This window comes from Desulfosarcina sp. BuS5 (genome assembly GCF_028752835.1).
GTDB lineage: Bacteria > Desulfobacterota > Desulfobacteria > Desulfobacterales > BuS5 > BuS5.
The window spans coordinates 15,683-28,883 of the sequence record NZ_CP087952.1 but is presented as its reverse complement, the minus strand read 5'-3'; the positions used below and the strand labels follow the sequence as shown (position 1 = coordinate 28,883).

The following is a 13,201-nucleotide window of genomic DNA, read 5'->3' as shown; positions in this document are numbered from 1 at the left end:
ACACGGACGGACACATATTATTATTTATGCCGGCTCGGCAAAAATTGGACACAGATAAATACAAAAGTATACTGTTCAATAAGAAACGGGGACGAAATAACTTCCACAAGTAGGCGCACAGATTTAGGTTAGGTTTGTTCGATCTAAAAGTATAAAAGTTGCAGGAATAGCAAGCTATTTCAAGATTTTTATACTTTTATATCGGGCAAAGATGGCCTGAAGCTGTGATGCATAGTTGGGGAAGTTATTTCGTCCTCGTTCCTAACCCTTATAATCTGTTTTCAAATTCATTGATGTTTTTTACCCGAAGCGCCTGGCGGAGCAAGGCTTTTAATCTTTCACGTGAATCTATGTTTTCAAGTTGTTTCGACAATTTGGCGCTTGTCCTGCCAAAACGCTCGGTTAAAACTTCAATAATCATCTCCCTGCCTTCTATTAACATTCCCACCGGTATTCCCTGTTGCATTCCCTGCTGCAGTCCCTGCTGTATTCCTTTTTCAATACCAATTTTTTCTACACTTGTTACGTATGGCATTTTGTATTCCTCCTCAAAAGAGATGAGTTTATTAGCTACAGATACACACGGACTATCACTGACAATAAAACTGACAAACAAGAAAATGTTAAATTCTATTTTAGAAAATCAGTAGAATGCCCTAATTCATAATTATAATGGGCTGATACAGATAATAAAAAACTTTCCTCACCGCAAAAATCGCTGAGGACGCAGCATGTCCAATCATACGCAAACACCTATAATTTTTATTTTGGTCTATTAATTCCTGGAAAAACACAAAAGTATATTATCATACAGTAGTGTCCGGTTAGGTTTTTGCATGTTATATGGGATAAAAAAATTAGAAAAATGTTCATTTTTTACTTGACAAACCAAATAAAAATTTTTTATCGTTTTGTTATAAAATATAATTATAACAAGGAGTTAAGACAAAAATGGACATATTCAATATCCCAAAAAAGAATTTTAATCCCCAATCTCATGCTCGATTTCTCAAACCTTTGCAAAAGATTTTTCCTGACACGCCACAGCTTAAATCCCGAGGTCACAGGCCATTGAAAATGACTTTTGAAGATCAGCTTCACGCACTGATATTTTTCCATCTACAAGAACATGAATCAGCTCGTGATCTTATTCAACACCTTAAAGAAGACGATTTTGCCAAAGAATGTGTCGCTCCAGATGGAGGGATCAGTCGTAGCAGTTTTTCCGAAATTATCAATTCTCGAGGGCTTGAACAGCTTGAATATGTTTTTCAAGCTCTTTGCAGCCAGGCACAAAATGCTTTACCATCAAATTATTCAGATCTCGGTGAACTCGTTTCCATTGATGGATCTTTAATTGATGCAGTTCTGTCCATGTACTGGGCTGATTACAGAAAAGGCGCTAAAAAAGCAAAAGGCCATTTCGGCTTTGATGTCAATCGCAAGATTCCTATAAAAATTCATCTGACAAATGGAAATGGCGCTGAACGCCCCTTTGTCAGGTCTATCCTTACAAAAGGCCAAACAGGAATCATGGATCGGGGGTATCAATCACATAAGGATTTTGATCTTCTTCAGGATGAAAAAAAACATTTTGTTTGCCGCATCAAAGCGAAAACAACAAGAACTATTATCAAAGAGCAGCCTGTTGATCCCGACAGCTATATTTTTTATGATGCTGTGGTTCTTCTTGGCACTCCTGGGGTAAACCAGACCAGAAAGCCGGTTCGACTGGTTGGTTATAAAATTGCCGGTGTCAAATATTTTGTGGCAACTGATCGTTATGATCTTACAGCCGAGCAGGTTGCAACCGTTTATAAGCTTAGATGGGATATCGAAACTTTTTTCAAATGGTGGAAGAAACATTTAAAAGTGTACCACTTGATTGCTCACAGTAGATATGGCCTGATGGTTCAAATCCTTGCGGGGTTAATAACCTACCTGCTTATGGCCATATACTGCCATGAACAGTTTAATGAACCTGTATCAATAAAGAGGATTCGTCAGCTTAGAAATACCATCCAGAACGAATTACGTACTGACGAAAAAAACGTATGGTCTAATAATCTGATTATCAAAGAGCAAATGCTATATGCAAAAACTTAACCGGACACTACTGATTATCATAAATGTTTTTTGCAATATTTAAAACTTCAATTGCTTCTTCTTTTGAAGGAAAACCGGATGGCAGTAAGCCAAGACCACTTGGGTATCTTGTGTCGATATATATATCGTCTATGAGATTAAGATGATCCTCGTCAATTGTAAATTTTAATTCAATTTTTTCATTAATTATTCCATACAAACGAACAACGCTATGTATTTTTGCTGCTTCAAGGTCTCTATCGGTAAAAGCCATCCAGGATCTGGCACCATCTTTCATATAAAAATTAATACCTTTTTCTTCTATAATTTGTATAAATGAAGTTTTTGAATCTTTGAGAAAAGCCCATTCATCTTTAGTGTAAACAATCAAATCAAGAGGATATTTTTTTTTTATCTTTAAAAGTTTTTTAGAGATCATTGTTTTATTCTTTAAAAGGGTGTTGCAAAGTAAAAAAACTTTTATAATAAAATCAATTAGTTAACCTATAAAAACCCCATTTTCCCATTATGGCGTAACCACCTGTTTTAATTACCGATAATAGCAATCTTTGCAACACCCTTTTTAAATAATCTTTATAATTTTTGCTCATACCCCTGGCGTTGGATACAACAATCAAATCAATATCGCTGTCAGCACAAGGAGTTCCATATGCATATGAACCGAAAAGAATAATTTTATGTAAATTTTCATTTTTAAGGCACTGCAATATTTCACTTTTTATTTTCCCATCAAGCATAATATATGCCTCATTAAAAAATTTAAAATTTAAAATTGTGTTTCAAGCTCGACATCATCCACAACAGTTTAGCTCTCATTCTTAATGGTATTAACAGAAGAACACATATAAGAATAAGATTAAAATATTTAATTATAAAATTTTTCATTTTCATATAAAATCCAAATATCTCCTGTGCCACAACTCAAGGGTTAAAAGACCGGCAATCGCATTTGGTCCCGGGAAAAAATAATCGCCTTTGTTTTCAAGAAAAACATTTACAAACTTCTCAATAGATTTTCCCTTAAAATAACCTCTTTGAAGTGAGCCTGGATCAAGCAATATTTCTTTTATTTTTTCTCCATTATTCTGTTTTAACCATTTTTCAAGAGGAACACCAAAACCCTGTTTTTTTTTTGTCAGAATTTGTTCTGGAAACCGATTTTCACAAACTTTTTGAAGAATATATTTTGTTATTATCTGATTGTTTTTTGTTTGCAGTATTTTGTAGTGACCGGGTAATTTGTTGACTATTTCAGCAAGTTTAATATCCTGGAATGGAGAAAGAGTCTCCAAACCATGTGCCATACACATACGATCTACTTTTATCATAAGATCGTCAGGTACATAAAATTGCATATCCGCATATAAATATTTGTTAATATCGTCCAGACCTTGCGCCTGTTTAAACCATGCTTCAGGATGCCGGTAGGGATTGTGGGCAGAATGGACATCGTACAGATTTTTTGTACAAAGATATTTTTTTACTATATCAGGAAAATATGAACGGATATCATATGCTGCATGAACCGGTCCAAGGCTTTGCCGATATAATTTTCTGTGAATTTTGGAAAAAAGCGCCGGGGTCGGGTCGATTGATAAAGCAGATGCTATGCCTGCTCCAATTCCTGAAAGAAACTGAAAAGTTTTTTTTCTGTTTGCAAATATATTATTTTTTACGGCAAAGACATAATGACCGCTTCCTCCCATGGTTTGATCAGGGCCGTCACCGGTCAGGATAACATCAGTTAGACTGCTTCCGAGTTTACCGGCATAAAAAGTGGGATATGCGGAAGTGTCAGTGAAAGGGGTGTCATGATGAAAAACCATCAGGTCGAGCATATCAAAAAAAGAATCCGGCTTTGCAATTACCTGGTGCAGTTTTGCGCCGACATGTTTTGCCATTACAGCAGCATCTTCAAGTTCATTTTCTTCCTCTTCCTCAAACCCCACGCTTACAGCATGAACTGTAGAGGAAGATACTTCTGTCATAAAAGAGACTATGGCACTGGAATCCATACCACCGCTTAAAAAGCAAAAGGCATCTTTTGCCATCATCCGTCTTTTTACCGCTTCTTTTAAAGATTCGGTAATCATTTGAGCAGCATTTTCAAAGGATATCGTCTTGTCAACGGATATAACCGGTTCCCAGTATTTTTTTATTTTAATATCAAGACTGTTTATAATTACCAGGCTGCCTGGCGGGACCTGGAAAATGTTTTTAAAAATTGTTGCCGGATAAGGGATACAATTTAAACTTAAAAAATCGCTTAATGAAGTCAGGTCGATGCCAGGATTTACGCCGGCATCCAGGATGCCTTTAATTTCTGAAGAAAAATAAACTTTTTTATTATTGGAATAATAATGTATTGGTTTATGCCCAAAAGGGTCACGGGCAAGAACAAGCCTTTTTTTCTTTTCATCCCAGATAGCGCAGGAAAATTCTCCTTCAAGATGCAACATAAAATCAAGACCCCATTTCTGGTATGCTGCTGCAACTATGGAAGAACATGTATTATCCTGCATTGGAAGCCCGTTGCTTTCAAAATATATTTTGTGCTTTGGTACGTCTAACACTATTCCATCTGTAAAAGCATATATGCCATTATACAGGCCGGAAATAGGATTATGGCTGTTTGTTGGTATATCGTATTCGGAAAATATGGAGTCTAATGGATTTACCATAGCAATGGCAATTTGCTTGTTTATATATTTAACAGGTTCTCCACCCTGGCAGCGATGTTGTTGACATTGTATCATTTTATCCAGATGCCTGCCGCTATCAATGGCTTTATTTTCTATTGAATATATTCCTGCTATTAGTCCCATATCTTTTATATAACAATTTTTAATTTTGAATTAAGGAATTCTACTGATTTATGAGAAGGATCAAAAGCTGTTCAGCAATTTTTACGCGGCCGGGTTCATTAAGATGGCCGTCATCATAAGTATATTCCGGAGCAAGAGAAAAATAGCTTTTGTCTTGTTTTGTAAAGGTAGATCTTTTTCCGTTAGAATAAGTGCTTTCAAATTTTGCTATATCAAAGACAGGTTCTTTGTCTTTATATTCTTTTATCAGTAATTCATTATATTCGTTTTTTCTGATATTTGCGTCTAACTCCCAAATATCTTTTTTCCCGATCAGCATTTTAATCCTTGTTTTTAAAGTAATTTTTGTTGTGCCAAGGGGTATAGTAAAATGAACAAATTTTGTTTTGGGATATTTATTTTTCAGCTTTGCCATAGTTTCTTTGTAATGATTAAAAACCTTATTCACATCTGTTTGGGAATTAATATCTACATAACAGAATTTAAAAAAAGCTATATCAATATTATCCCCCAATTTGTTGATAATTTTAACAAATGCATCTGCTTTTGACTCAGGATTTACATTTTTCCCTACTCGTGAATGGGCAAAAACACCTTTTTTGAAATCAGCAGGTGATGATGTTTCGATAATGTTCAGCTTTATTTTTGAATTTTTTTTCATCAGGTCTTTTATGCCGTCTATTATGTTGAATCCAACTGACTGATGGCCAAAATATATTTTCTTTTGAGACAACTTTTTCCATGCGGATGCAGGGACGTCTTTTAATGCATTATAATTAACTTTTTTTTCCTCCATTTTTCCTCCGTTGCAAGAGATAAAAAAGATCGATAAAAGGATGATTATTAATAATTTTGATTTTATATACATTTTTTTCATTTTTCCCCTTATATTTTTATACTGGCAAAGATGTCACAATTTTTTCAAGCTTTATTTAACCCCTCATTCTTAATTCATAATTAAAAATTCAAAATTTGCATATAAGCTTGTGCAAAAAATAAAGACAGGGTATTGCAAAAATAAAAACAAATATCCCGGACAATTCATGCAAAAAACCTTGCGCGATCTGGGGGTTGAAATACTGCGTTAACAAAGCGGTAAAGGACAAACGGGCAATGTTTAACAATATGGCAATAGGTACGGCAGAGAGGAACAATGCCAATTTTTTTATTTTTGAATAACCGGCAGCCAGGACAAAGGCGGCGCTCAATGCCAGCAGTGAAACAAGGGAACGCATGCCGGAGCAGGCATCTACTACCTGAAGTGTAGTATTGCTAAGGTGAATAATATTTCCTTCCCTGTAAGCAGGTATTTGCGCCAACTTTATAGTGTTAACGGCCATTTTTGTTGCAAACAGCTTTAAGGGGAAGGCGATTTTGTTCCAAATAATAGCTGGGAGCGGAATCATGAAAATCAGATAGGCTACAGGTGCCAGAGTAATTTTTCCAAACTCGACTCCTTTCAGGAAAATGATGAGTCCATAGATCACGATAAGCATTGAAAAACGCATCATGAAAAGTTCTGCGCCGATAGTGCCGACAAAAAGGATTAAGAGGCCTGAAAACAGAATAACGATACCAGTGTTGGCAGGGTTAACCTGGAGCTTTGAAAAGTCATCTTTCCGCTGCCAAATAAAATAGACTGTAATAAATGGAATCATGAAACCATGGCCATAGTTATCGTCGCCAAGCCAGTCCTGAACCATTTTAATAATAACATGCTGATAAAGCGCTGCAAAACAAATGATCAGGATGGCGATCGGCAGCCAGGTTTTTATTTTTTTAATACCCAAAATTATGCTTCAGGGAGGTATTCTTCAAGGATTGGGAAAAGCTGCTGAGCAAAGTCTCCCATGTATCCGGTTGTTTCAGCTTCGGTTTGTACTACTGGTGCTATCAGCCGAACAAACGATCCGTCTGTACGGTGTTTTAAAATCGCATCCAGCACAAGATAGATTTTTTGCCGATATTCTGAAGAAATAATACGGCCTCTGGACTGAAACCAGTAAAGAACAACTTGTTTTTGATTTCCCTTTTTCAGAATCATTTTTATGATATTTGTTTTACCAGAGTCTCTTCCCGGGACGGTCAATTCTTTTATTGAGGTATGGATAATGTTCCAGCCTGATCCGGGCATACAGTTTTTTGGAGAATGAATCAGGTCTCCTTCTCTTTGATTATTGTAATAGCCAATGTAGAGCTGTATTTGTTTTCCGTCATGAGATTTATAATTGCACAGGAAAAAATCATCTACCCCCAAAATGTCATAGATTTTTTGATCAAAGCGCCCTGTTTCTCCGTACCAGTGCCCTATATGACGAGGAAATCCTGAAAGGGGTTGTAGGGGGTTGATATTTTTAAAATGTCCGAAGTGATTAATGACTAGAAGCGTGATTAGCATAAGGCCTGATGCGATCAAGCTTCGTTTGGATGAAAGGATATTCATTTTTTTCATTTAGCCACAGACTCACACGGACGAACACAGACTACATAGATTTTCAAGGGGTTACATGATAAAATTAAGGCCACATGTAAAAATAACGAAATTTCAGGTTAAAAGGCCTCGGTTAGAAAATGCATCAGATATATTGACCATCGTCCTGGCCAATTTAATTATCAAAATGCTATAGAAAGCAAACTACCTATTGGTTCTGGTGAAATTGTTGGATACTTGTTAAAAACAGCTCTGAGCTTTCAATGGATATTTCATTTTTTTATGCCTCGTTCCTTAGGATTAATAGGATTAATCCAATACTGTATAACCTTTGTTTCTTAAAACAGATGCCAGAGCTGTTTGGGCTTTTGTTTCACCATGAACGAGTTTGACTGCATGCGGTTTTTCGGCTATTGACTCCACCCAGGATACAAGTCCATTTTGGTCGGCGTGTGCGGAGTAGCCTGAAAGCGTGTGGACATTTGCCTTTATAAATTTTTTTTCTCCGTCCAGATAAACATAACCGCCAAGATATTTGCAGTATTTTTGAATTTTCCTTCCAGGTGTGCCTTTCGCCTGATAACCCACAAAACAAATGTCGTTTTCAGGCTGGTCTATACCTACTGTCAAATGATTGATTATTCTGCCGCCTGTACACATACCGCTGCCTGCAAGGATGACGGCCGGGCCGCTTGTGCTGCATAACTTTTGATGATCCCTGTAATTACTGACAGCGTAAAGCCCTTTGAAATCAATGGGATGGTCGCCATGACAGTGCAGTTTTTTTGCTTCTTTATCCCAGTATTCAGCAAGCTTTGAATAAACCTTTGTGATGTTAAGTCCCAGAGGAGAATCGATAAAAACAGGTGGACTGTTTCCATTGCTGAGTTCAGGAAATATTTCATGATATTTGGAGTCTGTAAAAAGCCTGTCCATTTCATAAACTAGTTCCTGGGTGCGCCCGAGTGCAAATGCCGGTATAAAAACTTTACCTTTATCAGACAAAGCCCTGGTCAGCATGGTTCCAAGATTGTGTACTCTTTGATCTCTTTTTGCGTGAAGCCTGTCGCCATAGGTGGATTCGAGTACAAGAAGATCGGCAGGCTCAGGAATTTCCGGATCAGGCAAAATGGGTGTATCCTTTGATCCCAGGTCACCGGAAAATATTACAGACCAGCCGCGGTCAACTTCAAACCTGATAAAGGAGGAGCCGAGGATGTGACCGGCCCTGCCAAGCTTGTATGTAATTCCTTTTTTCAGATCAAAGGTTTGATTGTATTCAAATCCCCATGAAAGATCATCGATGATTCTCTCCAGATTTTCCATATCCTTCTCAGGCAGGTGGGAGAATTTCATGGCGTCTGCGAGCATCGGACAAAGCAGGGCTTTTGTTGGATGGGAACAGATGATTTCGCCTCTAAAACCGTTTTGAATAAGCTCCGGCAGCCGTCCGATATGATCTATGTGTGCATGGGTGAGAAAGAGAAAGTCCAGGGCCGAAGGCGAAGCCGGCCACTTTCCCATCGGCGTACAATAATCGTTCCCCTGGGACAGACCACAGTCAACCATAATGTTCAGTCCCTTTACCTGCATCAGGTGGCATGAGCCGGTGACACAGTCTTCTGCTCCAAGATGGTGGATGTACCGGTTCATCGAGGTTATTCCCTTTTATCCGGAAGAATAGAAATAAACATCATGTTTATCCTTCCACCTTTAAAAATCTTCGATTTGAGAATAGCATCCAACTGACTATAATTTCAGGGGTTTTGAGTTTTCATCCAAACACGGCTAATTAGCGGCCGGTGTATCATCAATCATCTCTATAAACATACGCAGTCCATGTTCCATGCTGCGCCCCTGGATGGTATATTCAGCAGTTACAGGGTTATACGCCAGGAAATTCTGCCTTACCAGTTCAGAAAGTTCTTTGCGAAGTTCCGGTTCTGCGAAAAGGCCGTTTTCAACAATTCCTGCAAGATCGCGTAATTTGATATGTGGCTGTGCACTATTGACTTGATTTATGGCACGAAACAGACCTGTTTTCTGCTTATTCAGGCCTGCATAGTCCTCAAACATGCTGCGCATAGTAATTTTTTTTTGTTCAAGAAGCTCTTCAAACTCATCATCAGGTATAAAACCATCACTGGCCACTCTCAGCAAATCTCCAAGAAAAGAACTGATTTCCCAGCAGCTTCCACCGAATATCTTCCACATTTGTTCTTTTTGAGAATTAGTTAAAGTAAACTTTTTAATTTTTGAGTTTCCGGCAAGATCATTAAGCCAGAATTGGACATCTTCTTTAGAGAGATAATCAACCTCAAGAAATTTTGAGGTCTTTTTCAGTTTGCTATCGTTATAGATGCGCTCTATGAAATAACCGTCACTGGAGGCGATGATCACATGGCATAGATGAGACTCCTTGGTCATGGCCACAAAAAAATTAAAGAGTTCCTTGAGCAGTTCCCTCTGACCATTGAGATAGATTCCCTCCAGGGCTTGAAGTTCATCAATAATGATGACTGGACGAATTCCATGGTTGGCTGTTTTTTGCAGTTCTTTTTCCATAACGGCAAAGGGATCAAGAGACTTATCCTCAAGACCTTTCAGGGTATCCACGGTCAGATTAAACACTTTAAGATTGTACTGTCTTCGCTCTTTTATATCAGCCTTGCTTTTACTGTAATCAACCCCGAAAAAAGTCTGAATGAAATGCTGATAATTAACAATGAATATTTTTCGAAGATTAAAATGTTTGATCTCATACCTGCTGCCTGGCAAGTTCTGTTCAATGAAGTGTGACAGCAAGGTTGTTTTTCCGCTGCTTTTGGGGCCGAAAATAAAAAGCAGGCTATCAGGTTTTTCCGATATCCACTGCTCCAGAAAAAATATTTCCTGCTTGCGGTTCATAAAGGCTGGTTCTTTTGTCCATTCCATCAGTTTTTCAATATTCAAAATTAGTCCCCGTTCCTAAGGGCTCGCGCAAAAATAACTTTACATTTTAAGCGTCGATACATCCTGCCTGGCTGCGTTACAAAAGCGTAGAAATATCTTGATATTCCTACGCTTTCGCGCCTTGCCAGCCAGGCGCCTCAACACTTAAAATTGCTAACTTATTTTTGTGCGAACCCTAAGCGTGCCTTAACTTCAAATCATGCAGCATAACGCAGAATTTATACCTCAACACCTTTTCCTGCTTTTTTTCCTAAAACATATTATATTCCCTATAAAATTGTTAGGTTATGAAACAATCATTGCAATTGTAGAGATAAGGAGTCTGCATTCAGACTACCGAAATTAGGGCCTCCCGTAAATCCGTTATAATCAGATTTGTTTTAAGAACTCAAAATACTCATCCCGACTCATTCCAACAGTTCTCATGTTGTTCTTGATGATATCAATATCAATTTCATCATATTCAGGAATTACAACTGCCCGTTTTGCATTTGGATAAGTCAAAATATGATGAGACCCTTTTTTACGTTTGTATTTGCAACCATAAAGTTGAAAAACTTCCATCTGCACTTTCCAATTAGTTGGCGCTATTCTTGGCATTTATGCAACCTGCAATGAATATTTCTCAAATCCAATCATTTCTGTATTAAGAATGATTGTATTATTTTGCTTCTCATACCCGCACTCGGCAAGGTATTCATCCAAAGCGCCTATTTGACTCATTTCTTCAAATTGTATTTGGATAACCTCTAAAAGATTGCTTTTAGCTTCTTCACGAGTCGTCCCTTGGGAGATAAAATCCAATTCAGGGCATTTAGCAATATACCATTGCCCCTTACGCCATACTTCAATGGTTACACTTAGATTCATTTAAAAAAACCTCCTTTAGTTTGGCCGACAGAGTCTGCTTCGAATTGCTGCTTTTGTCAATAAAAGGAAAATACTTCAATTTTGAATTAAGGCTTTTTGCGGCCGTTGAATTTATTTTTAGGTGCGACTACTTCATTTTAATCAACCTCTACAGGTTCAGTCAGAAGTTTAATACCATGCAAAATTTCGAGCTATTTCAACATTTTTATACCTAATGCTATATCGGGTAGATCTGGCATTGAAATTCAGGTTTTGTTAATGCCAATTTTTCTGTTTCAAACTTTGAAAGATTTTTCTCTTGTTCGTCGAAGTCTATTCCAATCAAAAAGATTTCTTTATCTTCTGCTATATATTTTTCATGATATTTTTTTTCTTTGATCTGTTCTATTCCATACAACAATCTTCCGTCCGAATTTCTTTAAATACACTTTTACTGATTGGTAATTTTTTCATACAGACACTTATGCTTTTTCCCATTCAAAGAAGCTGATATTTCTCTCTTTTTTGCTTAAGGTCATTCCTATCAGGTAAATTGATTTATTTTTGTATACATATTTTTCTTTGTAGCCTCTTGATTTTATTTGTTGAAGAGGCAAATTTTTATCATCTCCCGAATCTTCCGATACCTTGAATTCAATTATATAAATCTTGTCATCTAATTTTAGAGTTAAATCAATCCTGCCTTTGTTGGTTACATCCTCTGCTATCAGTTCAATCCCAAGAGCGGCAAAATAGCTGTAGATCACAGAGGCATAATAACCTTCATATTCATGAATCCTGCTTTTGGAAAAGTTATTGTACGGAATAGATGCAAACAAAGATTTAATAGCAGAATGCAGTCTTTCAGGGTCACCTGCTTCAAGGGAATAATAGAGCGCATCCTGATGTTTTGATTTGCCTGCCGGATCGGATATCAAATAATCAAGAATATAATCGTTTAGAGAATACTGTACCTCTATATTTGGATATTTGAGTTCATATTTTAATCTGGGGCCAATCCGTTTTTGTTTTTTTATGGTCAGATATCCGGTTTGAAAGAGAAGTGTCTCAAGATCAATGAAATCGACGTCAAAACTTCCCAGGAGACTCTCTGTGACTTCTACTTTTTCAAGATCAGGTATAAAATAATTATTTTCTTTAAAAAGTTTTATTAAAAAAGCAGGACTCCCTGTTTCAAACCAGTAGTTTCTGAATTCACAGTGATTAGAAAGAAATAGAAGGATATCGAAGGGATTATAAACAGATTCACCAAGCCAGTTGTATCCATTATACCAATTTTTTATTTCATTTAAATCAGCCTGCTGCAGTCTGTCGGCAAATTCCCTTTCAAGATCATTTTGGGTATAACCGCAGATAATTGAATAATCACGATTAAAAGTTATGTCTTCAAGGTTATTGAGACCGCTGAAGAGGCTGACTTTTGAAAATTTTGAGACTCCTGTTAAAAATACAAATTTAATACAAGCATCTGAATCTTTAATCACAGAATAAAAATTTTTCAGACTTTCCCGCATCTCTGTTGCTTTGTTTTGATCTGTGATGTTATCAAGAATGGGCTTGTCGTATTCGTCAACTAAAATTACTACTTTCTTATTATAACGATGATGCAGTTTTTCTATGAGTTCTTTAAAATTTTCTTTATAATTAATACCCGCTAATTTGAGATTAAATTTTTCCTCCCATCTCAAAAACATTGCCTCAAAGGTTTGGTCAAGCTCTATACTGTTACGGAAAATACCTGCACCAAAGCTTATCTTTATTACAGGATACTCTGCTTCCCAGTCCCAATGATTTTCAAGATACAAGCCTTTAAATAATTCCTTTTTGCCTTCAAATGCAGACTTTAATGTGTCAAGAAAAAGGCTCTTTCCAAATCTGCGGGGACGCGACAGGAAATAGTATTCACCACTATCTACAAGTTTTTTTACCAGCCTGGTTTTATCAATATAGTAAAAATTATCCTGCCTTATTTTGGCAAAGGTTTGTATTCCGATTGGAAGCTTTTTCATACGATTTT

The 13,201-nt window shown here is 37.0% G+C and carries 14 protein-coding genes; 1 reads left to right on the top strand and 13 read right to left on the bottom strand.

Annotation, left to right across the window (positions count from 1 at the left end; all coding sequences use genetic code 11):
• Positions 1-268: 268 nt before the first annotated feature.
• The gene (locus tag BuS5_RS00135) at positions 269-535 is read right to left on the bottom strand and encodes a hypothetical protein (protein ID WP_274427916.1); all 267 of its coding nucleotides are present in this window, start codon (positions 533-535) and stop codon (positions 269-271) included.
• Positions 536-951: 416 nt separating this feature from the next.
• Here BuS5_RS00135 and BuS5_RS00130 point away from each other — a divergent pair, with 416 nt between their 5' ends.
• Positions 952-2,106, top strand: a complete 1,155-nt coding sequence (locus tag BuS5_RS00130) for an IS4 family transposase (protein WP_036019371.1) — start codon at positions 952-954, stop codon at positions 2,104-2,106.
• A gap of 7 nt (positions 2,107-2,113) precedes the next feature.
• Here the strand turns inward: BuS5_RS00130 and BuS5_RS00125 are convergent, their stop codons facing one another.
• The 12 genes from BuS5_RS00125 to BuS5_RS00070 form a co-directional block, all read right to left on the bottom strand.
• Entirely contained in the window at positions 2,114-2,524 is a 411-nt protein-coding gene (locus tag BuS5_RS00125) for a HEPN domain-containing protein (RefSeq protein ID WP_027353965.1), read from the bottom strand.
• A gap of 52 nt (positions 2,525-2,576) precedes the next feature.
• The gene (locus BuS5_RS00120) at positions 2,577-2,843 is read right to left on the bottom strand and encodes a nucleotidyltransferase domain-containing protein (RefSeq protein ID WP_035265430.1); all 267 of its coding nucleotides are present in this window, start codon (positions 2,841-2,843) and stop codon (positions 2,577-2,579) included.
• 150 nt (positions 2,844-2,993) lie between these two features.
• Positions 2,994-4,931, bottom strand: a complete 1,938-nt coding sequence (locus BuS5_RS00115) for an asparagine synthetase B family protein (protein WP_027353966.1) — start codon at positions 4,929-4,931, stop codon at positions 2,994-2,996.
• Positions 4,932-4,971: 40 nt separating this feature from the next.
• Entirely contained in the window at positions 4,972-5,727 is a 756-nt protein-coding gene (locus tag BuS5_RS00110; RefSeq protein ID WP_157487393.1) for a hypothetical protein, read from the bottom strand.
• A gap of 169 nt (positions 5,728-5,896) precedes the next feature.
• Positions 5,897-6,721: an exosortase/archaeosortase family protein gene (locus BuS5_RS00105; RefSeq protein ID WP_084445948.1), complete on the bottom strand. Its 825-nt coding sequence runs from the start codon at positions 6,719-6,721 to the stop codon at positions 5,897-5,899.
• Between the two features lie 2 nt (positions 6,722-6,723).
• On the bottom strand, positions 6,724-7,383 hold the full coding sequence (locus tag BuS5_RS00100) for an exosortase C-terminal domain/associated protein EpsI (RefSeq protein WP_027353969.1): 660 nt from the start codon (positions 7,381-7,383) through the stop codon (positions 6,724-6,726).
• Between the two features lie 288 nt (positions 7,384-7,671).
• On the bottom strand, positions 7,672-9,015 hold the full coding sequence (locus BuS5_RS00095) for an MBL fold metallo-hydrolase RNA specificity domain-containing protein (protein ID WP_035265432.1): 1,344 nt from the start codon (positions 9,013-9,015) through the stop codon (positions 7,672-7,674).
• Positions 9,016-9,150: 135 nt separating this feature from the next.
• Entirely contained in the window at positions 9,151-10,314 is a 1,164-nt protein-coding gene (locus BuS5_RS00090) for an ATP-binding protein (RefSeq protein ID WP_051374783.1), read from the bottom strand.
• 369 nt (positions 10,315-10,683) lie between these two features.
• Complete coding sequence (locus BuS5_RS00085; RefSeq protein ID WP_027353970.1) at positions 10,684-10,914, bottom strand: type II toxin-antitoxin system HicA family toxin; 231 nt, start codon at positions 10,912-10,914, stop codon at positions 10,684-10,686.
• The gene (locus tag BuS5_RS00080) at positions 10,915-11,184 is read right to left on the bottom strand and encodes a type II toxin-antitoxin system HicB family antitoxin (protein WP_027353971.1); all 270 of its coding nucleotides are present in this window, start codon (positions 11,182-11,184) and stop codon (positions 10,915-10,917) included. It abuts the gene before it with no gap.
• A 217-nt stretch (positions 11,185-11,401) separates the two neighbouring features.
• Entirely contained in the window at positions 11,402-11,581 is a 180-nt protein-coding gene (locus BuS5_RS00075) for a PD-(D/E)XK nuclease domain-containing protein (protein ID WP_027353972.1), read from the bottom strand.
• Positions 11,582-11,645: 64 nt separating this feature from the next.
• A complete protein-coding gene (locus tag BuS5_RS00070) occupies positions 11,646-13,193 on the bottom strand; it encodes an ATP-binding protein (RefSeq protein WP_027353973.1) in 1,548 nt (515 codons plus the stop codon).
• Positions 13,194-13,201 lie beyond the last annotated feature (8 nt).

What these genes read in the sequence shown, in the direction of transcription:
- BuS5_RS00070 (WP_027353973.1), bottom strand. Translation starts at nt 13,193, where the DNA reads ATGAAAAAGCTTCCAATCGGAATACAAACCTTTGCCAAAATAAGGCAG.
- BuS5_RS00110 (WP_157487393.1), bottom strand. Translation starts at nt 5,727, where the DNA reads ATGGAGGAAAAAAAAGTTAATTATAATGCATTAAAAGACGTCCCTGCA.
- BuS5_RS00130 (WP_036019371.1), top strand. Translation starts at nt 952, where the DNA reads ATGGACATATTCAATATCCCAAAAAAGAATTTTAATCCCCAATCTCAT.
- BuS5_RS00080 (WP_027353971.1), bottom strand. Translation starts at nt 11,184, where the DNA reads ATGAATCTAAGTGTAACCATTGAAGTATGGCGTAAGGGGCAATGGTAT.
- BuS5_RS00100 (WP_027353969.1), bottom strand. Translation starts at nt 7,383, where the DNA reads ATGAAAAAAATGAATATCCTTTCATCCAAACGAAGCTTGATCGCATCA.
- BuS5_RS00135 (WP_274427916.1), bottom strand. Translation starts at nt 535, where the DNA reads ATGCCATACGTAACAAGTGTAGAAAAAATTGGTATTGAAAAAGGAATA.
- BuS5_RS00085 (WP_027353970.1), bottom strand. Translation starts at nt 10,914, where the DNA reads ATGCCAAGAATAGCGCCAACTAATTGGAAAGTGCAGATGGAAGTTTTT.
- BuS5_RS00115 (WP_027353966.1), bottom strand. Translation starts at nt 4,931, where the DNA reads ATGGGACTAATAGCAGGAATATATTCAATAGAAAATAAAGCCATTGAT.
- BuS5_RS00095 (WP_035265432.1), bottom strand. Translation starts at nt 9,015, where the DNA reads ATGAACCGGTACATCCACCATCTTGGAGCAGAAGACTGTGTCACCGGC.
- BuS5_RS00125 (WP_027353965.1), bottom strand. Translation starts at nt 2,524, where the DNA reads ATGATCTCTAAAAAACTTTTAAAGATAAAAAAAAAATATCCTCTTGAT.
- BuS5_RS00120 (WP_035265430.1), bottom strand. Translation starts at nt 2,843, where the DNA reads ATGCTTGATGGGAAAATAAAAAGTGAAATATTGCAGTGCCTTAAAAAT.